Annotated in this window: 26 protein-coding genes and 1 pseudogene; 16 read left to right on the forward strand and 11 right to left on the reverse strand. The window is 72.5% G+C overall.

Annotated features, from left to right (window positions below; all coding sequences use genetic code 11):
- Both AC0AIB_RS26570 and AC0AIB_RS26575 read left to right on the forward strand, forming a co-directional pair.
- The coding region (locus tag AC0AIB_RS26570) for a beta-galactosidase (protein WP_465097700.1) at positions 1–1,132 on the forward strand (1,132 nt) is incomplete at its 5' end.
- 89 nt (positions 1,133–1,221) lie between these two features.
- On the forward strand, positions 1,222–2,514 hold the full coding sequence (locus AC0AIB_RS26575; RefSeq protein WP_465097701.1) for an O-antigen ligase family protein: 1,293 nt from the start codon (positions 1,222–1,224) through the stop codon (positions 2,512–2,514).
- On the opposite strand, the pseudogene AC0AIB_RS26580 reads toward AC0AIB_RS26575, so the two are convergent.
- Positions 2,498–2,881, reverse strand: a pseudogene (locus AC0AIB_RS26580) (LysE family translocator); the annotation flags it as partial. The gene AC0AIB_RS26575 and the pseudogene AC0AIB_RS26580 sit on opposite strands and share 17 nt — an antisense overlap.
- Before the next feature lie 141 nt (positions 2,882–3,022).
- Between AC0AIB_RS26580 and AC0AIB_RS26585 the strand changes: the two are divergent.
- Positions 3,023–3,619, forward strand: a complete 597-nt coding sequence (locus AC0AIB_RS26585; RefSeq protein WP_328347001.1) for a GNAT family N-acetyltransferase — start codon at positions 3,023–3,025, stop codon at positions 3,617–3,619.
- Positions 3,620–3,661: 42 nt separating this feature from the next.
- Positions 3,662–4,135 carry a DnaJ family domain-containing protein gene (locus AC0AIB_RS26590; protein WP_465097702.1) on the forward strand — a complete coding sequence of 158 codons (474 nt, stop codon included), beginning with the start codon at positions 3,662–3,664 and terminating at the stop codon, positions 4,133–4,135.
- Between the two features lie 28 nt (positions 4,136–4,163).
- Here AC0AIB_RS26590 and AC0AIB_RS26595 read toward each other — a convergent pair whose 3' ends face one another.
- On the reverse strand, positions 4,164–4,499 hold the full coding sequence (locus AC0AIB_RS26595) for a cupin domain-containing protein (protein WP_328347005.1): 336 nt from the start codon (positions 4,497–4,499) through the stop codon (positions 4,164–4,166).
- Between the two features lie 71 nt (positions 4,500–4,570).
- Here AC0AIB_RS26595 and AC0AIB_RS26600 point away from each other — a divergent pair, with 71 nt between their 5' ends.
- Positions 4,571–5,494, forward strand: coding sequence for a GlxA family transcriptional regulator (locus AC0AIB_RS26600; RefSeq protein ID WP_465097703.1), 924 nt, complete (start codon positions 4,571–4,573; stop codon positions 5,492–5,494).
- Positions 5,495–5,500: 6 nt separating this feature from the next.
- Here the strand turns inward: AC0AIB_RS26600 and AC0AIB_RS26605 are convergent, their stop codons facing one another.
- Positions 5,501–5,722 carry a hypothetical protein gene (locus tag AC0AIB_RS26605; protein ID WP_442930727.1) on the reverse strand — a complete coding sequence of 74 codons (222 nt, stop codon included), beginning with the start codon at positions 5,720–5,722 and terminating at the stop codon, positions 5,501–5,503.
- 222 nt (positions 5,723–5,944) lie between these two features.
- Positions 5,945–6,805, reverse strand: a complete 861-nt coding sequence (locus AC0AIB_RS26610; protein ID WP_328347009.1) for an NAD(P)H-binding protein — start codon at positions 6,803–6,805, stop codon at positions 5,945–5,947.
- An 88-nt stretch (positions 6,806–6,893) separates the two neighbouring features.
- Between AC0AIB_RS26610 and AC0AIB_RS26615 the strand changes: the two genes are divergently transcribed.
- Positions 6,894–7,619 carry a TetR/AcrR family transcriptional regulator gene (locus AC0AIB_RS26615; RefSeq protein ID WP_465097704.1) on the forward strand — a complete coding sequence of 242 codons (726 nt, stop codon included), beginning with the start codon at positions 6,894–6,896 and terminating at the stop codon, positions 7,617–7,619.
- 297 nt (positions 7,620–7,916) lie between these two features.
- Here the strand turns inward: AC0AIB_RS26615 and AC0AIB_RS26620 are convergent, their stop codons facing one another.
- On the reverse strand, positions 7,917–8,915 hold the full coding sequence (locus AC0AIB_RS26620; RefSeq protein WP_328347013.1) for a tyrosine-type recombinase/integrase: 999 nt from the start codon (positions 8,913–8,915) through the stop codon (positions 7,917–7,919).
- Between the two features lie 412 nt (positions 8,916–9,327).
- On the opposite strand from AC0AIB_RS26620, the gene AC0AIB_RS26625 reads away from it, so the two are divergent.
- A complete protein-coding gene (locus AC0AIB_RS26625) occupies positions 9,328–10,737 on the forward strand; it encodes an OFA family MFS transporter (protein ID WP_328347015.1) in 1,410 nt (469 codons plus the stop codon).
- On the forward strand, positions 10,734–10,859 hold the full coding sequence (locus AC0AIB_RS26630; RefSeq protein WP_328347016.1) for an MFS transporter small subunit: 126 nt from the start codon (positions 10,734–10,736) through the stop codon (positions 10,857–10,859). The genes AC0AIB_RS26625 and AC0AIB_RS26630 overlap by 4 nt, the downstream gene beginning before the upstream one ends.
- 56 nt (positions 10,860–10,915) lie before the next feature.
- On the opposite strand, the gene AC0AIB_RS26635 is transcribed toward AC0AIB_RS26630, so the two are convergent.
- Positions 10,916–11,644: an SDR family NAD(P)-dependent oxidoreductase gene (locus AC0AIB_RS26635; protein ID WP_328347018.1), complete on the reverse strand. Its 729-nt coding sequence runs from the start codon at positions 11,642–11,644 to the stop codon at positions 10,916–10,918.
- A 157-nt stretch (positions 11,645–11,801) separates the two neighbouring features.
- Between AC0AIB_RS26635 and AC0AIB_RS26640 the strand changes: the two genes are divergently transcribed.
- Positions 11,802–12,263 (forward strand): peroxiredoxin, encoded by a 462-nt coding sequence (locus tag AC0AIB_RS26640; RefSeq protein WP_442930728.1) that lies wholly within the window; start codon positions 11,802–11,804, stop codon positions 12,261–12,263.
- Positions 12,264–12,329: 66 nt separating this feature from the next.
- Positions 12,330–13,022, forward strand: coding sequence for a hypothetical protein (locus tag AC0AIB_RS26645; protein WP_328347022.1), 693 nt, complete (start codon positions 12,330–12,332; stop codon positions 13,020–13,022).
- Between the two features lie 99 nt (positions 13,023–13,121).
- On the opposite strand, the gene AC0AIB_RS26650 is transcribed toward AC0AIB_RS26645, so the two are convergent.
- The 3 genes from AC0AIB_RS26650 to AC0AIB_RS26660 form a co-directional block, all read right to left on the reverse strand.
- Positions 13,122–14,324, reverse strand: coding sequence for a GNAT family N-acetyltransferase (locus tag AC0AIB_RS26650; RefSeq protein ID WP_465097705.1), 1,203 nt, complete (start codon positions 14,322–14,324; stop codon positions 13,122–13,124).
- 117 nt (positions 14,325–14,441) lie between these two features.
- Positions 14,442–15,440, reverse strand: coding sequence for a cytochrome d ubiquinol oxidase subunit II (cydB, locus tag AC0AIB_RS26655; RefSeq protein ID WP_465097706.1), 999 nt, complete (start codon positions 15,438–15,440; stop codon positions 14,442–14,444).
- Between the two features lie 15 nt (positions 15,441–15,455).
- A complete protein-coding gene (locus AC0AIB_RS26660) occupies positions 15,456–16,862 on the reverse strand; it encodes a cytochrome ubiquinol oxidase subunit I (RefSeq protein ID WP_328347028.1) in 1,407 nt (468 codons plus the stop codon).
- Positions 16,863–17,035: 173 nt separating this feature from the next.
- On the opposite strand from AC0AIB_RS26660, the gene AC0AIB_RS26665 reads away from it, so the two are divergent.
- The 5 genes from AC0AIB_RS26665 (at position 17,036) to AC0AIB_RS26685 (ending at position 21,721) form a co-directional block, all read left to right on the forward strand.
- The gene (locus AC0AIB_RS26665) at positions 17,036–17,863 is read left to right on the forward strand and encodes a lysophospholipid acyltransferase family protein (RefSeq protein ID WP_465097707.1); all 828 of its coding nucleotides are present in this window, start codon (positions 17,036–17,038) and stop codon (positions 17,861–17,863) included.
- Positions 17,860–18,702, forward strand: coding sequence for an SDR family NAD(P)-dependent oxidoreductase (locus AC0AIB_RS26670; RefSeq protein WP_328347032.1), 843 nt, complete (start codon positions 17,860–17,862; stop codon positions 18,700–18,702). Before AC0AIB_RS26665 ends, AC0AIB_RS26670 begins: the two co-directional genes overlap by 4 nt.
- Before the next feature lie 76 nt (positions 18,703–18,778).
- Entirely contained in the window at positions 18,779–19,546 is a 768-nt protein-coding gene (locus tag AC0AIB_RS26675) for a glycerophosphodiester phosphodiesterase (RefSeq protein WP_328347034.1), read from the forward strand.
- Between the two features lie 15 nt (positions 19,547–19,561).
- Positions 19,562–20,953 carry an MFS transporter gene (locus AC0AIB_RS26680; protein ID WP_328347036.1) on the forward strand — a complete coding sequence of 464 codons (1,392 nt, stop codon included), beginning with the start codon at positions 19,562–19,564 and terminating at the stop codon, positions 20,951–20,953.
- 57 nt (positions 20,954–21,010) lie between these two features.
- A complete protein-coding gene (locus AC0AIB_RS26685; RefSeq protein ID WP_442930730.1) occupies positions 21,011–21,721 on the forward strand; it encodes a thymidine kinase in 711 nt (236 codons plus the stop codon).
- A 32-nt stretch (positions 21,722–21,753) separates the two neighbouring features.
- Here the strand turns inward: AC0AIB_RS26685 and AC0AIB_RS26690 are convergent, their stop codons facing one another.
- Positions 21,754–22,212, reverse strand: a complete 459-nt coding sequence (locus AC0AIB_RS26690; protein ID WP_465097708.1) for an Rv0361 family membrane protein — start codon at positions 22,210–22,212, stop codon at positions 21,754–21,756.
- A 111-nt stretch (positions 22,213–22,323) separates the two neighbouring features.
- Here AC0AIB_RS26690 and AC0AIB_RS26695 point away from each other — a divergent pair, with 111 nt between their 5' ends.
- Positions 22,324–24,030, forward strand: a complete 1,707-nt coding sequence (locus AC0AIB_RS26695; protein ID WP_465097709.1) for an acyl-CoA dehydrogenase family protein — start codon at positions 22,324–22,326, stop codon at positions 24,028–24,030.
- A gap of 77 nt (positions 24,031–24,107) precedes the next feature.
- On the opposite strand, the gene AC0AIB_RS26700 is transcribed toward AC0AIB_RS26695, so the two are convergent.
- Positions 24,108–25,106, reverse strand: a complete 999-nt coding sequence (locus AC0AIB_RS26700; protein WP_328347042.1) for a tyrosine-type recombinase/integrase — start codon at positions 25,104–25,106, stop codon at positions 24,108–24,110.
- Positions 25,107–25,114: the final 8 nt, after the last annotated feature.

A 25,114-nucleotide genomic window follows, 5' to 3' on the forward strand; every position in this document is an offset into this window, starting at 1 on the left:
CCCCACCACCCCCGACCGACCCGCCACCCCGGCCACCTGGCTCCTCATGGAAAGCGCCGCCAGCCAGATCCACACCACCGGCCGCTCCCACACCAAAGAACCCGGCCGAACCGCCCGACATAGCCTTTCCCACATCGCCCGCGGCTCCCTCGGGGCGATGTTCTTCCAATGGCGCGCCCCCGCCGGCGGCGCAGAACGCTTCCACTCCGCCCTCGTCCCGCACACCGGCCCCGACAGCCGGACCTTCCGCGAATCGGTACGCCTCGGCGACACCCTCGCCCGACTCGCCGAGGTCACCGCCGGCGAGGTGACCGCCGACATCGCACTGGCCTGGGACGCCGCCAGCAGCTGGGCACTACGCCACCCCGGCATGCCCTCCACACTGCTCGACGGCCACGCCGAACTGGCCGCCGCACACCGGGCACTCTGGCGGGCCGGATACGCCTGCGACGTGATCGTCCCCGGCGACCCCCTCGACCCCTACCGGCTACTCGTCCTGCCCGCCCTCTACCTGGCCGACGAAACCACCGTCGACTGGGTCCGCACCCACGTCGACGCCGGCGGGCACCTGCTGGTCAGCTACCTCAGCGGGGTCGCCGACCCCCACGCCCGCATCCACCTCGGCGGCTACCCCGGCGCCTACCGCGACCTCCTCGGCCTCCGGGTGGAGGAGTTCCACCCGCTCGCCGCCGACGAACAGGTACTCCTCTCCGGCGGTGGAACCGGCCACATCTGGTCGGAAACCGTCCACCCACACGGCGCCGACACCGTCTGCACGTACGTCGGCGGGGTGCTCGACGGCCGACCGGCAGTGACCCGGCACCGGGCCGGCACCGGGACCGGCACCACCTGGTACCTGTCGACCCGACCCGACGACAACACCTACCGGCGGCTGATCACCGAGGCGGCCCGCACCGCCGGCGCACACCCGGTCCACCCGGACGCCCCACCCGGCGTGGAGGCCATCCGCCGCGCCCACCCCCAGGCCAGCTGGCTGTTCCTGCTCAACCACACCGACCGGCCACAACGGGTACCGACCGACGGGGTGGACCTGCTCACCGGCACCCCCACCGACGGGCAGACGACCCTGCCCGCCGGCGGTACGGCGGTGATCCGTGAACGCCTCCGGTGACCGGACCCCGCGGCCCCACCACACGGTGCGACCCGTCACAGCCGTCCCGCCGATGACCGAACCGCACGTGCCGGCCTAGCCTTGCCCCGGTGGGAACGAGGAACACGGCGCCGCCGCGGGTGCTGCCACTCTGGCCGCTGTACGTGATGTTCGCGGCGATGCCGCTGTGGTGGCTGCTCGGCGGCCTCTACCTGGGCTGGACGCTGTTCGGGATACTGCTGGCGGTGGTCCTGCTCGCCCATGGCCGGGTGACGTGGCCGCCCGGCTCGGCGCTGTGGTTCGTCCTCGTCGGGCTCATCCTGGTCAGCGCGACCCGCCTGGAGAAGGCCACCGGCCTGCTCGTCTACGGACTACGGCTGGGCTTCGTGCTGACCGCCCTCGTGGTCTACCTGTACGTCTACACCGCCGCGCGGCAGGGGGCGCGCTGGGAACGGCTGTTCCAGCCGGTGCTGTTCTTCTGGCTGGCGATGGTCGCGCTCGGCTGGGTCGGAGTGCTGGCCCCCCGCCTGGCGTTGACCACCCCGATGGAGTCGCTGCTGCCCGACGGGCTGACCGGGCAGCGGATGATCCGGTCGGTCACCCACGTGCACGCCACCGAGTTCAACCCCACCGGCCGCAACCCGTACTACCGGACGGCGGCCCCGTACCCGTACACCAACAACTGGGGGACCGGGTTCGCACTGCTCGTGCCATGCGTACTGGCGTACCTGTCGGCGGTGCGTACCGGCCCGCTGCGCCGGGTGCTGGTGGCGTCCCTGCCGCTGGCCCTGGTGCCGGCGTTCCTCACCCTCAACCGGGGAATGTTCATCGGCCTCGGCGTGGGCCTGGTCTACCTGGGGCTGCGCGCACTGCTGCGCGGTGACGTCCGGCTCATCGGCACGATCACCACCGGCATGGCCGTGGCCTGGGTGGTAACCCTGGTCGTCCCGGTCGGCGACATGATCATGAGCCGGGTGGAGAACACCGACTCGACCCGGGACCGCGCCGACCTCTACCGGCAGACCCTCGACGCGGTCCTGCACTCGCCGCTGCTCGGCTACGGCGCCCCCCGCAGCGTCGACACCACCACCGGCGTGGAGCCGCTCGGCACCCAGGGCCAGGTCTGGCTGACCATGTACAGCCACGGCATCCCGGCCCTGCTGACGCTGCTGACCCTGCTCGTGGTGCTGGTCCGCAGCACCGCCGCCGCGGTGTCCGCCGCCGGCCGGTGGCTGAGCGTGGTCCCGGTCGTCGCACTGGCCCTCGCCCCGTTCTACGGGTTCACCGACATGAACCTGTCGGTGATGTTCTACGCGATCGGGCTGGCCGTGGCCGCCGTGGACGGCCCGGTGAACCGGAAATTACCGACGGCCGTGGCCCGGCCGTCGCCGGCCTGGGATTGAGCAGATTGGTGAGCAACCCCATGGCGAACAACCGCCGCGGCCGATCCACCGGCAACGCCTGCGGCACGAACGCCGACCGCCCACCCGGACGCACCGTCCGCCACGCCAACCACAGCAGATACCCCGCACCGGCCAGCTTCACCGCCGTGTACAGCGGCGGCACCAGCACGAAGACCGTGGCGATACCGGCAACGGCCGCCGCCAGATAGACCCCGAACCCGGCAGCCACCCCCAACAGGGACACCAACCCGGCCCGACGACCCTGCGCCACCGACCGGGACACAAGGTGAACCATGTTCGGCCCCGGCGTGAGCACCAGACCGAGCGCCACCAGAGCGATCCCCACCACCGCACCGACCGTGACCATCGACATCCCCCGTGCGTTATCCCTGCCCGGCACCCTACGCCGCCCGACCGCACCCGGAACGCCCCGTCACCGCACGACCCGACGCCGCACCGCCCACCGCAGGGGTTCCGGCCGGGAACGGGCACCGGCCACACTGCACAGATGTCTGTGACCCTGCGGGCCGCCCCCACCCCCACCGCCCCCGGACTGGTCCTGCGCTGCTGGCGCGACGACGACGTCGACGCGTTGGTCCAGGTCTACCGGGATCCGGAACTGCGGGCCCGGACCCGCCACCCGCTGACCACCCCGACACAGGCCAGACAATGGGTGGCCGACAACCGGCAGGGCTGGGCGGCGCGCCGCCGGTTCAGCTTCGCCGTCTGCGAACCCACCCCCGGCGGCGAGCGGTTGGTGGCCTGCGTCCTGCTCAAGGACGTGGTGCCGGGACGCCCCGACGCGGAGGTCGGCTACTGGACCGCCGGCCCGGCACGCGGCCGGGGAGTGGCACCCCGGGCGGTGGACACGGTGAGCCGATGGGCCTTCACCCGCTTCACCGCGACCGGGCTACGCCGCCTGGAACTGCTGCACCAGGTGGACAACCCGGCATCCTGCCGGGTCGCGCAGAAAAGCGGATACGCCTTCGTCGAGGTGCTACCCGCCCGACCGCCGTTCCCCCGCGACGGGCACCGCCACGTCCGACACCACCCCTCAGACACCCCGGCGGGAATGCCCCCCGCCCCGCCGACGCTGCACCGGTGACGGCCAGGGCGGATACGGTGGGCGCGGGGAGGTGTCCAGGCGATGGTGGACGCGTGGGAAGCGGCGGTCGAGGCACAGATCCGCAGCGCCCAAAAACGAGGCGAATTCGACAATCTGCCCGGTACGGGCAAACCCCTCCCCGGCCGCGACCTGCCCTACGACGAGTCCTGGTGGATCACCAGTTTCCTGGAACGGGAAGCGCTGCCCACCGACCTGCTGCTGCCCACCCCGTTGCAGCTGCGCCGCCGGGTCGAACAGCTCCCCGCCGAGGTTCGCGACCTCCACACCGAGCAGTCGGTACGGGAATTCGTCGGACTACTCAACCGGGAGATCGTCGACTGGCTGCGGTTCCCCTCCGGCCCCCGGGTGGTGGTCCGCCCCGTCGACACCGAGGCGGTGCTGCGCCAGTGGCAGGCCCACCGCGCCACCCGGAACACCGCCGTCGCCACCGCGGCACCGCCACCACCCTCCACGCGCCCCCGGCGACGGTGGCGCTGGCCGTGGCGACGGGCCTGACCACCACCCGCGGCGCACGCACCGGCGGTCAACCCGCCGGGTAGAAGAGGAACAGCGTGCAGCCGGTAACCGTCGCGGGCACATGCCACGACCCGGCCGGAGCGTGCAGGAACGTCCCCGCCGGATAGTCGCGCGCACCGTCGTGGAACGTCCCGGTCAGCACGAACACCTCCTCCGGACCGGGGTCGTGCACGTCACGGCGGGGCCACGAACTACCCGGATCCATCTCCAACACCGCGGCCTGCGCCCCACCCGGCCCGGTCCACAACGGACGAAGCCGGACCCCGGGAAACACCTCCCGCACCGGGGACGCCTCGACCGCGACGGAACAGTAGCCCTCCTGGGCCAGGATCTCAGGATGCACGCCTCCCACCGTGCCGGCATCCGCCGTACCGGAACAGGACCCGCGCCGACAACATGGGGTACTTTCCTGCCATGCATCACGTGGTCGCCCTGGTCCGGCCGGTGCAACCCGCATTCGCACTCGGCTGCGCGGTGGAGGTCTTCGACACCGTCCCACCCGGCACACCCCGCCACTACACGTTCGAGGTGGCCACCGAGACACCCGGCCCCATACCCACCACCGCCGGATACGCGATGTCGGTGCCCCGGGACCTCTCGGCCGTCCGGTCCGCCGACACCGTGATCATCCCGGGCTGGACACCGGTGGAGACACCGCCGTCCCCGCAGGTGTCCCGCGCGCTGCGGCAGGCCCACCAACGCGGAGCACGCCTGGTCGCCCTCTGCGGCGGGACGTTCGCGTTGGCCCGCACCGGACTGCTCGACGGCCGGTCGGCCACCACCCACTGGGCACGTGCCGACCGGCTCCGGCAGGAGTTCCCCGCGATACGGGTGGAGTCGGACACACCCTTCGTGGACCACGGCGACGTGGCCACCAGCGCCGGCGCCGGCGCCGCCGTCGACCTGTGCCTGCACCTGCTCGCCCGGGACCACGGGGCCGCGCACGCCGCACTCGTCGCCCGGTACCTGGCGATGACCCCGCACCGCGCGTCACACGGCACCCACCCGCCGCCCGAGGACCCCCTGGACGGGTTGGCCCGCTGGGTCGACGCGCGGCTGGGCAGCCCCCTGTCGGTGACCGACCTGGCCGCGCAGCTCCAGGTGTCACCCCGCACCCTGGCCCGACGCTTCACCGACAGGTTCGCCACCAGCCCCGGCGCATGGCTGCTGGCCCGCCGGGTGGCCGCGGCGCGTACCCTGCTGGCCGAGACGGACCTGCCGGTGGACGCGGTCGCGGCCCGCGTCGGTCTCACCTCGGCGACCAACCTGCGTCGCCGCTTCCGCGCCCAGGTCGGCACGACACCCGGTGCCTACCGGCGGGCGCTGCGCGACGGCTGACCGGCCTCAACCCCGCGCGGCCCGCCAGCTCCACGAGGCACGACGCGGCAGGCCGGGTAGGGCGGTCCGACCGGTCGCCCAGAGCAGCACGTCGGACGGGTCACCGGCCGGGGCGTCGGGGAAGAGCCGCCGCAGCACCGCCGCGCTGGGCGCCGCCGGCAGCCGCCAACCCACCCCCAACCCCCTGGTGATGTCGTACGTGTGCAGCAGCATCTCGGCGATGCCCATCGCGGCGAAACCGGGCGGGTCGCATGGCCCCCAGTGCCAGGCGCGGGTCTGCGGGACCGCTCCAGTCCCGGTCGGAGTACGGACCGAGCACGCGGGTCAGCTCGCCGACGGTCTCCCGTACCCCGTCCCCGGACAGCCACTGCTCGATGGGCATACGGCGATCCTCCCACCGGCCGCGGCCGCACGTCCTGCGGGAACCGACCCACCCGTACCCGTGGCCCCTCAGGCGGCGGCGAGGGCCTCGATCACCGACCGGGCGGGCGTCGGACGCCGACCCAGGAGAGCCTCCAGGGTCGGGTCGGTGACGGCGAACTCCCCCCGTCGTGCCGCCCGGTACATGCCGAGGGTGAAGTCGGCGGCCGCCTCCGGCATGCCGCGTCCCACGGCGGCCGACCTCCACTCGTCGTCCCCGACGACGATCCGGGAGATCGTCCGCCCGGTGAGGTCGGTCAGGATGCCAGCCACCGATTCGAGGTCGAGCAGCTCCCGGGCGGTCAGCGGGGGCGTGACCCCGTCGAGGACCCCCTCCTCGGTCAGGGCGACGGCGGCGACCTCGGCCAGGTCGGCGTGCGCGGTCCAGGACACCGGACCGTCGGCCGGCGCCACCAGGCGACCGGTCCGCCGGGCGTCGCCGATCGCGAACTGCAGGGCGCTGGCATAGAAACCGTTGCGCAGAGCGGTGAAGGGGACACCGAGCCCCGCCAGATGCTCCTCGGTCTCGGCATGGGTGAGCTGGGCCGGGAAGAGGGAGTCCCGGGCGGCAGCCTGGTGACTGGTGTACAGGATCCGCCTGGCCCCCGCCGCGTGGGCGGCGTCGACGGCGGCGCGGTTCGCGGCTACCGCACCGCCGCCGCGAATGGCGGCCGACACGATCAGCACCTGGTCGGCCCCCGCGAAGGCGTGCTCCAGCGTGGCGGGCTCGGTGAAGTCCCCGCCACGCACCCGCACCCCACGGGCGGCCAGGTGGGCGGCCCTGTCGACGTCGCGCACGCTCACCCCCACGGTGTCGGCGGGAACCCGGGTGAGCAGCTGGTCGACGATCCGGGAACCGAGCTGGCCGGTGGCGCCGGTGATGACGAACACGATGACGACTCCTTGGCCGATCCACTGATACGCCGGCGACGTTAGCACCGATATCTCAGCGATAACAATGCTCTGTTAGCATCGATTCATGACCGCGACCCCGGCCACCCCACCCCGCGACGGCGTCCGATCCGACATCGTCGAAGCCGCCACCCGGCTGCTACGCGAAAACGGCGCCCACGCGGTCACCACCCGGGCCGTCGCCCACGCGGCAGGCGTCCAGGCACCCACCATCTACCGCCTGTTCGGCGACAAGAACGGCCTCGTCGACGCCGTCGCCGAACACGTACTGGCCACCCACGTCGCCACCAAGACGATCACCGCCCACGACACCGGCGACCCGGTGGCCGACCTGCGCTCCGGATGGCGGACCCACGTCGAGTTCGGCCTGGCCAACCCCGAACTGTTCCGGCTCCTCGGCACCCGCGGACCGGACGACCTCTCACCGGCGACCATCGCCGGCATCGAGGTGCTACGGACCCGGGTCCGCCGCCTCGCCACCGCCGGACTGCTCCGGGTCGACGAACAACGGGCCACCATGATGATCCACGCCGCCGGCACCGGCGTCATCCTCGCCCTGCTGGAGACACCCGCCCCGCAGCGCGACGCCGAGCTGGAGAAAGCCATGTTCGACGCCGTGCTCGGCAGCATCCTCACCACCACCCCCGTCACACCCGACCCCACCATCAGCGCCGTCACGGTGACCTTCGCCGCAGCGGCACCCGACCTGCCCGGACTCACCGACGCCGAACGCGCCCTCATGGCCGAATGGCTCCACCGGTCACTCACCCGGCTACGAAACCCACACGGGTGACGACCCGCCCGTGCCGCAGCCCACCGACCGGAACCGGGGGCGGCACCCACCGCCCCCGGCACGGATCAGAACGCATGCTCACACAGGACGATGCCCGTGCCGTCGGTGCCCCACCGACACGGCGAGGATCGCGACACTGCCGCTTCGCCGCGCCGGCTGCACCACCCAGGACGTCAACTGGCGGCCGAAAGCAGCGGCAAGCCGACTCTCAGCCGCGGGTACGCCACGCCGCGAAGCAACTCGTGTTCCCCATGCTATCGGCCACGGCAACCACCCCCACACCACCGCCCACCGCTGCTAGCACCGGTCCGACACCAACCCCACCAGCACCCGATGCGTCCGGTTCGACCGCACCGCCGCCCGCTGCTGACCCGCCGTCACCTCGATGTACGTCTGCGACGAAGCCAACGACGCATGCCCCAGCAACCGCATGATCTCCGCCGCCCCCGCCCCGTCCTCGGCCAACCGGGTGGCGAACGTGTGCCGCAACGCGTGCAACCGGGCCCCCGCCGGCACCCGATCGGTGATCCCCGCCCGCCGGTAACAGGAATCCACCAGGTACTGCAACCCGCCACGGCGCAACGGCTCACCCCGCCGATCCACCAACAACACCCCGTCCGGGCGTACGCTGCGCGCCCCGAACCGCCGCCGCCGGCTCTCCAGATAGGCCGACACCACCTCGTCCAACTCCGGCTCCACCGGCACCACCCTCGGCCGGCCACCCTTACCGGCCACCGACACCCGCCGCTCACCGGCCCGCCCCGACACCGACGACACCCGCAGCGCCAACAACTCCGCCAGGCGCAATCCCGCGCACAGCGCCAACGCCAGCACCGCCACGTCCCGCTCCGGCCACGGATCGCGCTGCCGCCCGTCCTCCCGCGACACCGATGCCAGCAGCACCTCAGGGGTGTCCTCGCCCCGTAGCGGCTTGGGCTGGGGGAGCGGGGTGCGGGGCCGCCCCACCGCCGGCATCGGATTGCCCGCCACCACACCCTCGGCCACCAGGAACGAGAAGAAACCGTTCCAACTCGACCAGGCCCGGTGCACCGACGCCGCCGCCCGGGGAGCAGCGAACCGGGCGAACGCCGCACGCATCACCCTGGGGGAGAGGGCGGAGATCATCAACTCGTCGACGGGCAGGGGTGGGACGTGCTCCTCACCGATCAATCCCGCGACCGTACGCAGATCCCGCCGGTACGCCTCCTGGGTGTGCGGGGAGGGCTTGCGGGTGGCCCGCGCGGTGAGGAACTCCTCGATGAGCGGCCCCACCGATTCGTCCCGTTCATCATGCATAAGGTATATTATGCAGCTTTCTCGGGTTCCCGACCACCCGGGAGGAGGGGAGCGGTGCACCCGCCACCGGTCATGACGGGCCGATGCTCGGCGGGCCGACGGGCACCCCGGTGCCGCGCCGCCGGTCCAGGCGGCCATCGTCCCCGGGTCGACCCGGGGGATGTGGTCCGTCTCGGCTGCCCGGTCTCCTGCGGGAGCTGCACCAGGATGCGGCGGTGCGGGGCGCGCCGGAGGAGGGTCCCGACCGACTTACTTTACATAATGTGCATTATCGAATCTGTGGAGCGGGGTGTGCCCGGACGACCGTTCGGCTCACCGGGGTGACCGCCGGGCGCGACGCCGGTTTGGTCGCAGCGTGCGGCGGGGGCATGAAACGTGCACGTCACCGCCATGTTCCGGAGAGGAAGCAAGCATGCTGTCCGCACTCGACCGTCGGCACACCGTCGCGCCACCCGGGTACAGCCGTTGGCTGATCCCACCGGCGGCGCTGGCGATCCACCTCTGCATCGGCCAGGTCTACGCCACGAGCGTCTACAAGAACTCCCTGATCGCGCACTTCGACGCGAGTCAGACGGCGATCGGGGTGATCTTCAGTATCGCGATCGTGATGCTGGGGCTCTCCGCTGCGGTGGCCGGCACCTGGGTCGAGGCGAACGGGCCGCGCAAGGCGATGTTCGTCTCGGCGTGCTTCTGGGCCGCCGGGTTCGGGGTGGGCGCGCTGGGCATCGCCACCGGGCAGTTGTGGCTGCTGTACGTCGGGTACGGGGTGCTGGGCGGGATCGGCCTGGGCATCGGCTACATCTCCCCCGTGTCCACGTTGATCAAGTGGTTCCCGGACCGTCCCGGCCTGGCCACCGGTCTGGCGATCATGGGGTTCGGTGGTGGGGCGATGGTGGCCTCTCCCCTGTCGCGCCAGTTGTTGTCGCTCTACGACTCCGGGTACGACCCGGCGGACGCCGGCTCGACGGCGTCCGGGTCGGCGCTGGTGTGGTTGTTCGTCACTCTCGGTGTCGGTTACTTCGTGATCATGATGTTCGGGGTGTTCAACGTCCGGGTACCGGCGGCGCACTGGCGACCGGCCGGGTTCGATCCGGCGCAGGTGGCGGCGAAACCGCTGGTGACCACGGCGAACGTGTCGGCGGCGAACGCGGTGCGGACCCGGGCCTTCTGGCTGCTGTGGGTGGTGTTGTTCTGCAACGTGACCGCCGGGATCGGGATCCTGGAGCAGGCCAGCCCGATGATCCAGGACTTCTTCCGGGATGGTGGCACCTCGGCGGTGTCGGTGGCCGCGGCGGGTGGCTTCGTGGGGTTGCTGTCGTTGTTCAACATGGCCGGTCGGTTCGTCTGGTCGTCGACCTCCGACGTGATCGGCCGCAAACCGATCTACCTGGTGTACCTGGGTGTGGGGATGGTGCTGTACGCGTTGCTGGCTCTGGTAGGGCAGACGGCGACGGCGTTGTTCGTGCTGCTCGCGTGCGTCATTCTGTCGTTCTACGGTGGTGGGTTCGCGACGATTCCGGCGTATCTGCGGGATCTGTTCGGCACGTTCGAGGTCGGTGCGATCCACGGTCGGTTGTTGACGGCGTGGTCGGCGGCGGGGGTGGCCGGGCCGTTGATCGTGAATGCGTTCCTGGACGCGCAGGGCAAGCCGGGGACGTTGACGGCGGCGGCGTACCGGCCGGCGTTGTTCACGATGGTCGCGGTGCTGGCGGCGGGCTTCGTGGCGAACCTGCTGGTTCGTCCGGTGCCGCAGCGGTACCACGAGCCGGGCGGTGACCGGGAGACGGAGATGGCGGCGACGCAGAGGGGTGGGACACGATGAACGAGCGGAGTCCTCGCGGGCAGCGGGCCCGGTTGTGGGTTTCCTGGTCGGTGGTGTCGGCGCTGTTGGGCTACGGCGTGGTGCAGACGGTGCTGACGGCGGCGAAGTTGTTCACCGGCTGACCGTCCGGTGTCGTGCGTGACCGGTGGCCCGGGACGGTGCGTCCCGGGCCACCGGTCTACAGGCCGCCGGCGACGCGCAGCACGGTGCCAGTGGTGTAGGTGGCGTCGGGTCCGAGCAGCCAGGCGACGGCGCCGGCGACCTCGTCGGGTTCACCGGCGCGGCCGAGTGGGATGCGGCCGGCTGCGGTGTCGGGGCGGTCGGGTGCGCCGGAGGCGGCGTGGATGTCGGTGCGGATGATGCCGGGGGCGACGGCGTTGACCCGGATGCCGTGCGGGGCGAGTTCCTTGGCCAGGCCGATGGTGAGGGTGTCGGTGGCGGCTTTGACGGCGGCGTAGTGGACGTACTCCCCCGGGCTGCCGAGGGTGGCGGCGGCGGAGGAGATGTTGACGATGGCGCCGCCGTGGGTGAGGCGGCGGGCGGCCTGTTGGGCGCAGAGGACGTACCCGATGAGGTTGATGTCGACGACCCGACGCAGGTCGTCGGGGCGCAGGTCGGTGAAGGGGCCGATGGGGCTGGTGACGCCGGCGTTGTTGACCAGGGCGGTGAGGGGGCCGAGTTCGGCGGCGGCGGTGAAGAGGCGGTCGATGTGGGTCGGGTCGGTGGTGTCGGCGGGGACGGCGACGGCGCGGCGGCCGAGGCGGTGGATGTCGGCGACGACGGTGGCTGCGGCGGCGTGGTCGCGGCGGTAGCCGATGACGAGGTGGTGGCCCTCGGCGGCGAGTCGTCGGGCGGTGGCGGCGCCGATACCTCGGCTGCCGCCGGTGATGACGGTGACCGGAGTCAATGCCCTGCTTCCCTGTCGGCCTGTGGTGCGGTGGTGTGACGGTACCGCCCGGCCGATGGGGTGGGCAGGGTGTGGGCGGTCACGTGGCGCGGTGGCGCGGTGGTGTGCGGGGTGATCGCTTACGCTCACCGCGTTTCGGACGGATCGGTGGAGGTGTGTGGTGGGTGTGAGTGTCGGTGATCTGGTGGAGGATTTCGTGCTGCCGGATCAGACGGGTACGCCGCGGCGGTTGTCGGAGTTGTTGGCGTCGGGGCCGGTGGTGTTGTTCTTCTATCCGGCGGCGATGACCCGTGGGTGTACGGCGGAGAGCTGTCACTTTCGGGATCTGGCGGCGGAGTTCGCGGCGGTGGGGGCGCAGCGGGTGGGGATCAGTCGGGATCCGGTGGCGAGGCAAGCGGAGTTCTCCCGGTTGCACGGGTTCGACTATCCGCTGTTGTCGGATGTCGACGGGGTGGTGGCGCAGGCGTTCGGGGTGCGGCGGCGGTTGCCGTTGGGGCCGTTGAGCACTCGGCGGATGACGTTCGTGATCGGGGTGGATCGGCGGGTGCTGGCGGTGGTGCACAGTGAGTTGGGGATGAACGAGCACGCCGATGAGGCGTTGCGGGTCCTGGGGGGCTGATCTTCCGGTTGTCGTGGTGGGCTGGTATCAAGGCAGGATCAAACACGTGTACGAAAGAGGGCTGTGATGGTGGACCAGGGTTTGTCCGAGGACGAGGTGCGGGGCATCCGGGAGGCGTTGGCGGCGGGGCGGAAGCCGAAGGTGGTGTTCACCGCGGCGGCGGGGCAGGTCGCCGGGCAGGTGGGTCAGGTGGTGGAGCTGACCGATCCGGCGGTGTCCGACGAGTTCGTGGTGGTGCGGTTCGGCCGTGACGAGTTGCCCTTCTCCCCCGCTGATGTGGCGGTGGCGCCGCGCGGTGTGGGTCGCCGGGTGGCGGAGCCGAAGCCGGAGCCGGTGGTGGAGCAGGTGGAGTCGAAGTCGGCGCCGGAGTTCGTGTTGGACACGCCCCGGGTGCCGGGGCAGCGTCGGGAGGAGCCGGCGGCGGAGCCGGTGCCGGTGGTGGAGAAGCCTGCGGCGCGTCGGCCGGCGAAGGTGGCGAAGCCGAAGGGGCCGGCGGGGTTGACGGTGACGTTGGCGTATGCCGACGGTGAGTGGACGGTGGCGGCGCAGCAGGGGGCGAAGGCGTTGGCGAAGCCGTACGTGGTGAAGCCGGCGGAGGCGTTGCGGATGGTGGCGCTGGTGGACGTGCCGGGGGTGCAGGAGGCGGTGGAGCAGATCCTGTCGGCGGAGCGGTCGGAGGCGGAGCAGCAGGCGGAGAAGCTGCGTGCCGAGTTGGCGGAGATCGAGGCGCGGTTGGCGGAGTTGCGCGAGGCGCGCTGAGGTCGGTTCGTGGTGGGCGGCCCGACGGCTGGTTTCCCGTGCTCGGGTGGCGGTCGGGGCGTCTCCGCGGCGGTGGGGGGTGTGGTGCGGCGGGCCGGGTCAGAAGTAGTCGCCGAGTTGGGCCGGGCCGCCGGCGGCGAGCAGGTCGAGGGTGGCGGGGTCGGTGCCGGTCGGGTGGTGCAGGAGGCCGGCCTGGGCGATGGTGCGGGCGGTGGCGGCGCCGGTGTAGAGCAGGGCGAAGCCGCGGACGGTGAGGTGCAGGTCGGCGGGGGTGGTGGTGCGGCGTAGGTCGGCGCTGCCGTTGGTGATCTCCAGGTGCCAGGTGCCGGTGTTCCAGTCGGCGAGGGGGTCGTCGAGGGTGAAGGTGGCGGTGCCGTGCAGGTGTGCCGGCCAGCCTCGGTCGCGGATGGCGCGGCTGACGTCGACGGGGCGGTGCATCCAGGTGTCCTGTTCGTGTTCGCGGGCCTTCTCCACCGGTAGGTGGGGGGTGAGGGGGTCGCCGGGGAGCAGGGGCAGGCGCAGGGTCGGGGCGACGCTGTGCCAGCTGGCGAGGATGCCGACGAGTTCGCGGGCGGCGTCGGCGGTGGTGGCGGCGAGGTCTTCGACGGTGAGGGTGCCGTGGTCGCCGTAGCCGTCGCGGCGGTTCCAGCCGGCGTAGCCGACCAGGTGGCCGTGGTGTTCGACGAGGGTGAGGCCGTCGTAGGGCAGGGTGGCGTCGGTGGTGTGGCGGGCGCGGTGGTGCTCGTGCAGGGGTCCGCTGCGGGCGAGCAGGCCGCGGCGGTGGCGGGCGGTGGTGGTGTGCAGGTCGTCGACGGTGGTGAGGTCGGCGGGGGTGCCGGGGCGGACGGTGAGGTGTGGGGTGGGTTGGTGGCGGGTGAGCAGGGCGGTGGGTAGTTCGACGGTGCGTAGGGTGCCGGCGGTTTCCCAGCCGCAGGCCCGGTAGGGGGCGGCGACGGTGGGGAAGAGCGCGCTGATGGCGGCGCCCCGGTCGTGTGCGCCGCGTAGCAGGGCGGTGAGCAGGGCGCGGGCGACGCCTCGGCCGCGGGCTTCGGGGGTGACGGCGACGCTGGCGATGTCGGCGGCGGCGACGGTGCGGCCGTCCCACCACTGGTCGTGGTGGAGGTCGACGGCTTTGCCGATGAGGCGGCCGGTGTGGTCGAACGCGCCGTAGCGGGTGGTGCCGGGGGTGGGGGTGGTGGTCGGTGGTGGTGGTTGCGGGTCGGAGCCGAAGGTGGTACGGCCGAGGTGCCAGGCGGCGGTGGCGTCGTCGTCGGTGAGTTCCCGGACGTGTGGGGCATGCATGCGGCGACGATAGCGGTGGGTGGGTGGGGCGGCGATCGGTTTGTGTGGGGATGCGTTGCGGGGCCGGTGCGACCCCCTCGCACCGGCCCCGCGTCCCCGCGCCCCTCGCGCGTCTTTCTAGTGTTGCGGGATGTTCTGTACCCCGATTCGCTTGCGGAACACCCAGTAGGTCCAACCTTGGTAGGCGAGGACGATCGGCGTGAAGATCACCGCTACCCAGGTCATGATTCTGAGGGTGTAGGGGGTGGAGGCGGCGTTGGTGGCGGTGAGGGTGCCGGCGGGGTCGAGGGTGGAGGGCATGACGTTGGGGAACAGGGCGGCGAAGAGGGTGGCCACGGCGAGGGCGAGGGCGAGGGCGGTGCCGGTGAAGGCCCAGCCTTCGCGGCGTACCCGGGCGGCGGCGAGGGCGCCGAGCAGGGCGAGGGCGGCGCCTACGGCGAGCACGACGGCGGCCGGGCTGGAGCGGATGGTGAGGGTCCAGGTGAGGAAGGCGACGGCAGCCACGGCGGTGCCGGCGCCGAGGGTGACGGCGAGGGTGCCGGCGCGGTGGCGGATGTCGCCTGTGGTTTTGAGGGCGAGGAAGACCGCGCCGTGGGTGAGGAACAGGCCGAGGGTGGTGAGGCCGCCGAGCAGGGCGTAGGGGTGGAGCAGGTCGAGCAGGCCGCCGACGTATTCGTGGTCGGCGTCGAGCGGTACGCCGCGGAGGATGTTGGCGAAGGCGACGCCCCAGAGGACGGCGGGGATGGCGGAGCCCCAGAAGATGGCGTGGTCCCAGCGGCGTTTCCAGGTCGCTTCGGGGCGCTTGTGGCGGTATTCGAAGGCGACGCCGCGGGCGATGAGGGCGAGCAGGATGAGTAGTAGGGGTAGGTAGAAGCCGGAGAAGAGGGTGGCGTACCACTCGGGGAAGGCGGCGAACATGGCGCCGCCGGCGGTGATGAGCCAGACCTCGTTGCCGTCCCAGACGGGGCCGATGGTGTTGATGAGGACGCGGCGTTGCCGGTCGTCGCGGCCGAGGACGGGGAGCAGCATGCCGACGCCGAAGTCGAAGCCTTCGAGGATGAAGTAGCCGGTGAAGAGCACGGCGACGAGGAGAAACCAGATGGTGGTCAGTTCCACGGGGGGCTCCGGGGCTCAGTAGGCGAAGGCGAGCGGGCGCTCGGCGTCGTCGGTGTCGTCGGGTGTGGGGGTGATGTCGGGTACGCCGGCGCGGGCGTAGCGGAGGAGGAGTTTGAATTCGATGACGGCGAGGGTGGCGTAGATGAGGGTGAAGGCGGTGAAGGAGGTGAGGACTTCGGTGAGGGAGACGGTGCGGGAGACGCCGTCGCGGGTGAGCATTTCGCCGAAGACGATCCAGGGTTGGCGGCCCATTTCGGTGAAGATCCAGCCGAAGGAGTTCGCGAGCAGGGGTAGGGCGGGCATGATCAGGCCGGCGCGCAGCAGCCAGCGGTTGGTGGGGGTGCGGCCTTTGCGTTGGGCCCAGAGGACGAGCAGGGCGATGGCGGCGGCGGCGAGTCCGAAGCCGATCATGAAGCGGAAGCTCCAGTAGGTGACCGGGATGATCGGGGTGTAGCTGCCGGGGCCGTACTGGCTGGCGTACTGGGCCTGGAGGTCGTCGATGCCGTGGACGGTGCCGTGGGGGTCGCCGGTGCCGAGGTAGGACAGCAGGTAGGGGATCTTGAGGGCGAAGACTTCGCGGCTGCCGTCGAGGCTGCCGATGGTGAGTACGGAGAACGAGGCGGGGCTCTCGGTGGTGTAGAGGCCTTCGGCGGCGGCCATCTTCATCGGCTGCACCTGGGTCATGATCTTGCCTTGGATGTCACCGGTGAGCAGGACCAGGGTGGCGGAGATCAGGACGACCCAGGCGCCGAAGCGGGTGGCGTACCGGTAGGCGTCGGTGTCGGGGCTGGTGCGGTGGCGCATGAGGTGCCAGAGGCCGACGGTGGTGACGAGGGAGCCGGCGACGAGGAAGGCGCCGGCGAGGGTGTGCGGGAAGGTGATCAGGGCGACCTTGTTGGTGAGGACGGCGGGGAAGTCGGTGAGTTCGGCGCGGCCGGTGTCGGGGTTGAAGCGGTAGCCGACGGGGTTCTGCATGAACGAGTTGGCGGCGAGGATGAAGTAGGCGGACAGGTTGGTGCCGATGGCGGCGGCCCAGATGCTGGCCAGGTGCAGGCGTGGGGGGAGCCGGTCCCAGCCGAAGATCCACAGGCCGATGAAGGTGGATTCGAGGAAGAAGGCGACCAGGGCCTCGATGGCGAGGGGGGCGCCGAAGATGTCGCCGACGAAGCGGGAGTAGTCGGACCAGTTCATGCCGAACTGGAATTCCTGCACGATGCCGGTGACCACTCCCATGGCGAAGTTGATCAGGAAGAGTTTGCCGTAGAACTTGGTGAGTTTGAGGTATTTCTCGTCGCCGGTGCGGTGCCATCGGGTCTGGAGGATGGCGACCAGGACGGACAGTCCGATGGTCAGTGGTACGAAGAGAAAGTGGTAGACGGTGGTGACACCGAACTGCCAGCGGGCGACGTCCAACGCGTCCACCGGGATCCCCCTGCCGTTGATACTACGATACGTAGTAGATACTACTGCGTGTCGTAGCCCGACGGGCAGGGCCGGGGGTCACGACCCGACCCGGGACCAATGACCCTGATCACCGCAGGCCACCCGACCCGGGGTCCGGTCCTCCCCCGTGCCCGTGCGACCATCGGCGACTGATGGACACCCCGCGCCCCGGCTGGCAGCCACCACTGTTCTGGCGTGCCGCCCAACTGTTCGCCCGGCTGGTCGTCGCCCTGCTGGCCCGGCTGGAGGTCACCGGGGACGTGCCCGCGCACCTGCGTCGGGGGCCGCTGATCCTGGCCGCCAACCACATCAGCCCCTTCGACCCCATCGTCCTGGGCGCCGCCTGCCGGGCCCGGGGCATGGCGCCCCGCTTCATGGCCACCGGAGGGCTGTTCCGCGCCCCCGGGCTCGGCGCGCTGATGCGTCACGCCGGGCACCTGCGAGTCGACCGGGGCACCACCGCCGTACGCCGGGCCCTCGACGACGCCGCCGCCGCGGTCACCGCCGGTTCGGTGGTGCTGGTCTACCCCGAGGGCCGCATCGGGCTGGACCCGGCCATGTGGCCCGAACGGGGCAAGACCGGCACGGCACGGCTCGCGATGACCTGCGGCGCCCCGGTGGTGCCCGTCGCCCAGTGGGGGTCACACGAGGTGCTGCCCTATCGGACGCCCCGGGGGATGCTGCGCGGGCTGGGCCGGGCACTGCTGCGCCGGCCGGTGATCCGGGTCCGCTTCGGCGCGCCACTGGACCTGCGGGACCTCTCCCCCACCGCGCCCGGCGCGGCCCGCCAGGGCACCGACCGGATCGTCGACGCGATCACCGACACCCTGGTGCCGCTGCGCCCCGACGAACCCGACAGCCCCCGGCACGTCGACCCGGGCCGTCCCGTCGACACCAGCCGGATCCACAGCCGCCCGTCGTCACCCCGACCCGGGTCGACGCCCACGCACAGTCGTCCCCCGGAAGAAGGTCAGCAATGAGCGAACAGACCGTCCTGATCACCGGCACCTCCAGCGGCATCGGACTGGAGACCGCCCTGGGCTGCGCGCGGGCCGGCTGGCGGACCGTGGCGACCATGCGCGACGTGTCCCGGGCCGCGCGGCTGCGGGCCGCCGCCGAGGCCGCCGGCGTCGCCGACCTGATCGACGTACGGCACCTGGACGTGGTCGACCCGGCGTCGGTCACCGCCGCCGTCGCCGACGTCGTCGACAGGTACGGGCGGCTCGACGCGGTGGTCAACAACGCCGGCGCCGGTCACCTGGGCACCCTGGAGCATGACGGCGTGGACGCGGTCCGCGCCGTCATGGAGGTCAACTTCTTCGGGGTGCTGCACGTCAGCCGGGCCGCCCTGGTGCACCTGAGGGCCAGCGGGGGCCGGCTGGTGACCGTCAGCAGCGTCGGCGGGGTGGTCGGGCAGCCGTTCAACGAGGCGTACTGTGCGGCGAAGTTCGCCGTCGAGGGGTTCATGGAGTCCCTCACGCCGGTCGCCGCCACCGTCGGGGTCACCGTCACCGTGGTCGAGCCCGGGGCGGTGGCCAGCGAGTTCGTCGCCAACGTCGGCGTCGACCGGGACGCGGCGGTGACCGCCGTCGGGGCGTACGGGCCGGCGCTGCGGGCATACCTGCGGCGTACCGACGACGCGTTCGCCGCCGCGCAGTCCCCCGCCGACGCCGCGGCGGTCGTAGTGCGGGCCGTCACCGGGCCGACCCCGCCGCCTCGGGTGCAGACCTCCGCGCCGGCCCGGCAGTTCGTCGGGGTGAAGCTCGCCGACCCCGACGGCACCACCGTCACCGCGCTGACCGGGGCGTGGATCGACTGAGGCCGCCGGCGCACCGGGGGGCGACGGTCGCCGGTCGGCCACCCGCCGGTCACCGGGGGCGGGCATACTGCGCTGCGTGCCGACCGGTTCCGGTTACCTGGACGCCCCCGCCCCGCTGGCCTTCGCCCACCGCGGTGGCGCCGCCGACGGCGACGAGAACACCGTCGCCGCGTTCACCCGGGCCGTCGACCTGGGTTACCGGTACGTGGAGACCGACGTGCACGGCACCGCCGACGGGGTGTGTGTGGTCTTCCACGACGCCACCCTGCACAGGGTCACCGGTGAGCGGGGGCGCATCGCCGACCTGCGCTGGGCCGACCTGGCATCGGTGCGGGTCGGCGGCGCCGCGGTGGTGCCCCGGCTCGACGAGGTGCTGGCCGGTTGGCCGCAGGTCCGGTTCAACATCGACGTGAAGGCCGACGGGGCGGTCACCCCGGCGGTCGAGTCGGTGACCCGGGCCGGCGCGGCTGACCGGGTGCTCCTGGCGTCGTTCAGCGACGCCCGGCTGACCCGGCTGCGGGCGGCCACCGGCGGCCGGGTGGCCACCGGGCTGGGCATGCGCGGGGTGGCCCGGCTGTGGTGGGCGTCGCGGCACGGCCGACCGGTGCGGTTGCCACCGTCGGTGGTGGCCGCGCAGGTGCCGCCCCGCTACGGGCGGGTGCCGGTGGTCGACCACCGGTTCCTGGCCTACTGCCACCGGTCGGGGTTGCAGGTGCACGTCTGGACGATCGACGAACCTGCCCAGATGCACGACTTACTGGATCGTGGTGTGGATGGCATCATGACCGATCACGTCGACGTGCTGCGCGACGTCTACCGCAGCCGCGGCCACTGGGCCGCCTGAACACCGAGGACCGCGATGGCCGAGCCGGTCACCACCCCCACCGTCGCCGACGCCCCGGCGAGCACCCGCCGGGAACGGCGGGGCTGGTACCTGTACGACTGGGCCAACTCGGCCTTCCAGACCACCGTCATCACGGTGTTCCTCGGCCCGTTCCTCACCACCGTCACCGAGTTGGCGGCCGGCTGTGAACTCGGCGCGGACAGCTGCGACGGGTACGTGCACCCGCTGGGCATCCGGGTCGCCGCCGGGTCGTACTACCCGTACCTGATCTCGTTGTCGGTGTTCCTGACGGTGTTCGTGCTGCCGGTGGTGGGGGCGGTCGCCGACCGGACGGTGCACAAGAAGCGGTTGCTGGCCGGGGCGGCGTTCACCGGGGCGGGGGCGACCATCGCGATGGCATTGGTGACCGGGGAGCGGTACCTGCTCGGCGGGGCGTTGTTCCTGGTCGCCAACATCGCCTTCGGGGCGGCGGTGGTGGTGTACAACTCGTTCCTGCCGCAGCTGGCCGGTCCCGACGAACGCGACGCCGTGTCCAGCCGCGGCTGGGCCATCGGCTACCTCGGTGGTGGGCTGCTGCTGGCGTTGAACCTGGTGGCGGTCACGCTGCTCAGCGAGGACGACAACCCGCAGCGCACCCTGGACCTGGCCCGCTGGTCGATCGTGTCGGCCGGGGTGTGGTGGGCGGTGTTCACCCTGGTGCCGTTGCGGTGGTTGCGGGAGCATCCCACCGCCGAGGCGTTGCGCGGCGGCGGTCGTAACGTGGTCACCGACGGGTTCCGGCAGTTGGGCCGGACCCTGCGGGAGATCAAGGCGTATCCGTTGACGTTGTTCTTCCTGCTGGCGTTCCTGGTCTACAACGACGGCATCCAGACGGTGATCACCCTGGCCAGCCAGTACGGCACCGAGGAGCTGCGGTTGGGGCAGAGCACCCTGATCGTGACGATCCTGCTGGTGCAGTTCCTCGCCTTCGGTGGCGCGTTGGGGTTGGGGGCGTTGGCCCGGCGCATCGGCGCGTGGAAGACGGTGCTGCTGTCGCTGGTGCTGTGGACCGGGGTGATCCTCGGCGCGTTCCGGTTACCCGCCGAGGCACCGGTGCCGTTCATGGTCCTCGGTGCGGCGATCGGTCTGGTCCTCGGTGGCAGCCAGGCGTTGAGCCGGTCGTTGTTCAGCCAGCTCATCCCCGCCGGCCGGGAAGGCGAGTACTACGGCTTCTACGAGATCAGCGACAAGGGCACCAGTTGGCTCGGCCCGCTGGCCTTCGGGTTGGTGTTCCAGCTCACCTCCTCCTACCGGGTGGGTCTGGTGTCGCTGCTGATCTTCTTCGTGGTCGGGTTCGCGCTGCTGGCCGCCGTGCCGATGCGTAAGGCCATCCTCGCCGCCGGGAACACCCCGCCCCGGGTGCTCTGACCGGCGGGCAACCCAGCAATCCCAACGGCGTGTGTCGATGGGCTAGGCTGCCCCGACGTGACCGACGACGCCATCCCCTCCTGCCTGGCCCGCCCGCTCCCGGGCCCGGACGACGGGCGCACCGGCTGCGCCGCCGCCCGGGGCGTCGACGGTCGACCGTTGCACGCCGCCGCGTTGAAGTTCTTCTGGGGGCCGATGGACTGCGGGAAGTCCACCATGGCGTTGCAGATGAACTACAACCATGCCCGGCAGGGCCGCCGGGGACTGGTCACCACCCGCATCGACAGGTCGTTGGGGCCGCAGGTGACCACCCGCATCGGGCTGGCCCACTCGGCCGTCGAGGTGACCGACGGGTTGGACCTGCGCACCCTGGTCCGCGACACCTGGGCCGAGGGGGTGCGCATCGACTACCTGATCTGCGACGAGGCGTCGTTCTACGACGTGGCGCACGTCGAACAGATGGCCGAGCTGGTCGACGGCTACGACGTCGACGTGTACGCCTTCGGCCTGGCCACCGACTTCCGGTCCTGCCTGTTCCCGGCCGCCCGGCGGCTGTTCGAACTGGCCGACGAGGTGGCCCGCATCCAGGTGGAGGTGCTGTGCTGGTGCGGCCGGGAAGGGCTGCTCAACGCCCGGGTCGTCGACGGGCGGGTGGTCCGCGAGGGCGCCCAGGTCGTCATCGGCGACACCGTGGACACCGCCGAGGTGCGCTACCAGGTGCTGTGCCGGCGGCACTACCGCTCGGGGGACCTCGGCCCGCGTACCTGAGGGAGGACCCTCGCCCCGCGACGGGCCGGCGGTCAGTACGGGTCGCCGCAGACCCGCCACTTCCCGTCCTCCTTGACCACCGGCAGCCGGCGCTGTTCGTCGGCCCCGCCGTCGCGGGTGACCCGGACGGTCACCTCACCGGCGGGCCGGCCCGCCCTGGTGCGCACCGACACGTCGAGGATCTCGTAGCCGGTGACCACCGGCGGGGTGCGGACCCAACCGGCGAAACCCACCTCGCTCCACCGGCTGCGGGTCTGCGCGCACAGCCGCCGGTAGGCCGGGTCGACCTGTCCGCCGGACAGCTCCCGGAAGAACCCGTCGGCGGTGTCCCGCACCGGGCCGGTGGCACCCATGACGACCTGCATGTTCCACAGGCCCAACCCGGCCACCCCGACCAGACACAGGCCGACGGCGAGACCACCCAGGAACAGCCCGGTGCGCACCGGGCGGTGCCGCCGCGCCGGTCTGGTCCACACCTGGTCCACACCCATCACCTGCGACGGTATGCGGCCGGGGAGGTGCCGCGCAGGCGCTTCGACCCCTGTCGCGCCGCCGCGCCGATCGTCTACCGTCGGCGGACACCCCTGGCGAAGGAGCGACGGATGAGCCGTTTCGTGCAGCCGGTACCGGCCGTCGAGGACCCGTACACCGGTGATCCGCTGCTACGGTCCTGGCTCACCCGGCACCTCGGGCCGGCCGGGCACGCCGCCGCGCAGGGGCGGCTGGCCGACCTGGCCGCCGACGTCGTCGGGCCGCTGCGCGCCGCGCACGCCGACGCCGAGGCCCACCCGCCGACGCTGGTCCGCTACGACCCGTGGGGTGCCCGCGTCGACCGGGTCGACACCAGCGCCGGGTGGCAGGCGCAACGGGCCGCCGCCGCCCGGCACGCCGTGGTCGCGCTGCCCTACCTGGAGTCGGCGCGCGGCACGTGGGGGGCCGCCGCCCGCGTCGTCCAGCACGCCCTGCTGCACCTGTACGGGCCGGAGTCGGCGACCTTCTCCTGCCCGGTGGCGATGGCCGACGGCGCGGCCGCGCTGCTCAGCAGCCCCGGGGTCGACGCGGGAGTACGCGACGCGTGGCTGCCCCGGCTGATCTCCACCGACCCGGACACGGCGGTCGTCAGCGGGCAGTGGATGACCGAGTCGCAGGGCGGCTCGGACCTGTCCCGCACCACCACGGTCGGGCGGCCCGCCGCCGACGGGTCGTGGCGGTTGACCGGGGAGAAGTGGTTCTGCTCGGCCGCCGACGCGGCGGTGGCGGTGGCGTTGGCCCGGCCCGAGGGCGCCGGCCGGGGCAGCCGGGTCCTCGCCCCGTTCCTGGTGCCCCGGTACGCCACCGACTCACCGCTGGCCGGGGCGGACGCCGCGCCGGGCTCTCCCGCCCCCGGGATCACGGTGCACCGGCTCAAGGACAAGCTGGGCACCCGGGCGCTGCCGACCGCCGAGATCGGGCTGCGCGACGCGTACGCGTCGCCGTTGGGTGACCCGGCGGTGCCGGGGCTGGCGCGGGCGATGACCCTGGTGGTGGTGACCCGGGTGCACAACGCCTCGGCCGCCGCGTCGGGAATGCGCCGTGGCCTGGCCTACGCCCGGGCCTACGCGGGCAGCCGGCACGTCGCGGGCGGGCCGCTGGCCGACGATCCGCTGCACCGGGCCACCCTGGGGGCCTTGGCGGTCGACGCGGCGGGCGCGTTCGTCCTGGCCGGTCACGCGTTCGCGTTGCTCGGGCGGGCGGAGGTGGGCGCCGACCCGCAGGCCGCCGCGGAGCTGCGGGTGGTGGCGCCGTTGGCGAAGCTGGCCACCGGCCGGTGGGCGGTGGCCTCGGCCGCGGAGTACGTGGAGGCGTTCGGCGGGGCCGGTTACGTCGAGGACACCGGGGTGCCGAGGTTGCTGCGCGACGCGCAGGTGCTGCCGATCTGGGAGGGCACCACCAACGTGTTGGCGGTGGACGTGCTGCGCGCGGTCACCCGGGAGGACGCCGGCACCCCGCTGCTGCGTCGGCTGGCCGGGGCGGTGGACCTGGCCAGGCCGTTGGCGCCGGCCCTGGCCGACACCCTCGCCGAGGTGGTGCGGGAGCTGCAGGTCACCCTCGCCGAGGTGACCGCCGACCCGAGCGCGGTGCCGGTACGGGCCGGCGCGCGGGCGGTGGCGCTGCGGATGGCGTACGCGTTGACCACGGCGCTGCTGGTCGAGCAGGCCGCGTGGGGTGACCAGCAGGCCGAGGTGGCCGCCCGGTTGTGGGCCCGACGGTGGCTGCGGCACGAGGACGTCTCCGCCGACGCCCACCACCACCTGGACCTGCTCGGCTGAGACACCCGCCCGATGTGGCCGGACGAGGGCCGGGCTCCCCCGCGGCGGGCGCTCACCGGGGTCGACGGGTCCTTCTCTCAGCCCCGCCGTCGCGCCCGGGCCGCCCAGATGACGTATGCCGGGTCCCGGTCGAGGTTGTGCCGGTCCCGGTCGTAGCGGCGGGTGGTCCGCGGATCGGCGTGACCCATCGCGTCCTGGACGTCCTCCAGCGGCACCCCCTCCTCGCGGGCGGTGGTGGCGAAGGCGTGCCGCAGCGAGTGCGGGGACAGCTTCGCCGCCGCCGCGATGCCGGCGGTGGCGGCCAGCCGGCGCACCAACCGGAACACCGAGTGCCGGTCGAGGCGGCCACCGGTGGTGGTGGCCAGCAGCGGTCCGGTCAACGCGTCCACACTCACCCCCGCCGCAGCGGCCCGGTCGGCCAGGTAGGCGTCCACGGCGTACGCGGTACCCGGGGTGAGTGCCCGGCGGCGTGGCTTGCCGCCCTTGCCGACGAAGCGGACGCTGCGGTGCCCCCGTTCGGCCCCGAGGTCGGCGAGGTCGAGCGAGACCAGCTCACCGACGCGCAGCCCGAGGTCGGCCAGCAGGGCGACGGCGGCCCGGTTGCGGGCGGCCGTCGGGCCAGTGTCGGCGTCGGCGGCGGCCAGCAGTGCGTCGACCTCCTGCGGGCTGAGCCCGACGGTGGCCGAGTGGTCTCGGTCGACGCGTGGGCGGTCGGCGCCGGAGACCGGGTTGGCGTCCACCGCACGCAGCTTGACCAGGAACTCGTACCAGCTGGACAGGGCGGACAGTTTCCGGGCCACGGTGGCGGGGGTCAGTGGCCGACCGCTGCGTGCCGCCGGGGTGGCCTCCAACTGCCGGGCGTAGGCGTTGACGTCGAGGAAGTTGGCCCGCAGCGGATCCAGGTCACCGGCGGCGCACCAGGTGAGCCAGCCGGCGATGTCGCGCCGGTAGGCGTCGCGGGTGTGCGCCGACAGCCTCCGGTTGCGCAGCCACGCCTCGGTGAAGTCGACAGGTGTGCCGGACAGGGCCGGGCGGGTCGAGGTGTGGGGCAGCACGGGGACGTCGGGGCGCGGCATGTGAAAAA

It is taken from the genome of Micromonospora sp. DSM 43699, from assembly GCF_055517075.1.

Bases quoted from the DNA above. Each gene is read 5' to 3' on its own strand.
- AC0AIB_RS26585 (WP_328347001.1), top strand. From the start codon at position 3,023: ATGTCTGTGACCCTGCGGGCCGCCCCCACCCCCACCGCCCCCGGACTG.
- AC0AIB_RS26590 (WP_465097702.1), top strand. From the start codon at position 3,662: ATGGTGGACGCGTGGGAAGCGGCGGTCGAGGCACAGATCCGCAGCGCC.
- AC0AIB_RS26600 (WP_465097703.1), top strand. From the start codon at position 4,571: ATGCATCACGTGGTCGCCCTGGTCCGGCCGGTGCAACCCGCATTCGCA.
- AC0AIB_RS26605 (WP_442930727.1), bottom strand. From the start codon at position 5,722: ATGGGCATCGCCGAGATGCTGCTGCACACGTACGACATCACCAGGGGG.
- AC0AIB_RS26615 (WP_465097704.1), top strand. From the start codon at position 6,894: ATGACCGCGACCCCGGCCACCCCACCCCGCGACGGCGTCCGATCCGAC.
- AC0AIB_RS26620 (WP_328347013.1), bottom strand. From the start codon at position 8,915: ATGCATGATGAACGGGACGAATCGGTGGGGCCGCTCATCGAGGAGTTC.
- AC0AIB_RS26625 (WP_328347015.1), top strand. From the start codon at position 9,328: ATGCTGTCCGCACTCGACCGTCGGCACACCGTCGCGCCACCCGGGTAC.
- AC0AIB_RS26630 (WP_328347016.1), top strand. From the start codon at position 10,734: ATGAACGAGCGGAGTCCTCGCGGGCAGCGGGCCCGGTTGTGGGTTTCC.
- AC0AIB_RS26645 (WP_328347022.1), top strand. From the start codon at position 12,330: ATGGTGGACCAGGGTTTGTCCGAGGACGAGGTGCGGGGCATCCGGGAG.
- AC0AIB_RS26650 (WP_465097705.1), bottom strand. From the start codon at position 14,324: ATGCATGCCCCACACGTCCGGGAACTCACCGACGACGACGCCACCGCC.
- AC0AIB_RS26665 (WP_465097707.1), top strand. From the start codon at position 17,036: ATGGACACCCCGCGCCCCGGCTGGCAGCCACCACTGTTCTGGCGTGCC.
- AC0AIB_RS26670 (WP_328347032.1), top strand. From the start codon at position 17,860: ATGAGCGAACAGACCGTCCTGATCACCGGCACCTCCAGCGGCATCGGA.
- AC0AIB_RS26680 (WP_328347036.1), top strand. From the start codon at position 19,562: ATGGCCGAGCCGGTCACCACCCCCACCGTCGCCGACGCCCCGGCGAGC.
- AC0AIB_RS26690 (WP_465097708.1), bottom strand. From the start codon at position 22,212: ATGGGTGTGGACCAGGTGTGGACCAGACCGGCGCGGCGGCACCGCCCG.
- AC0AIB_RS26695 (WP_465097709.1), top strand. From the start codon at position 22,324: ATGAGCCGTTTCGTGCAGCCGGTACCGGCCGTCGAGGACCCGTACACC.
- AC0AIB_RS26700 (WP_328347042.1), bottom strand. From the start codon at position 25,106: ATGCCGCGCCCCGACGTCCCCGTGCTGCCCCACACCTCGACCCGCCCG.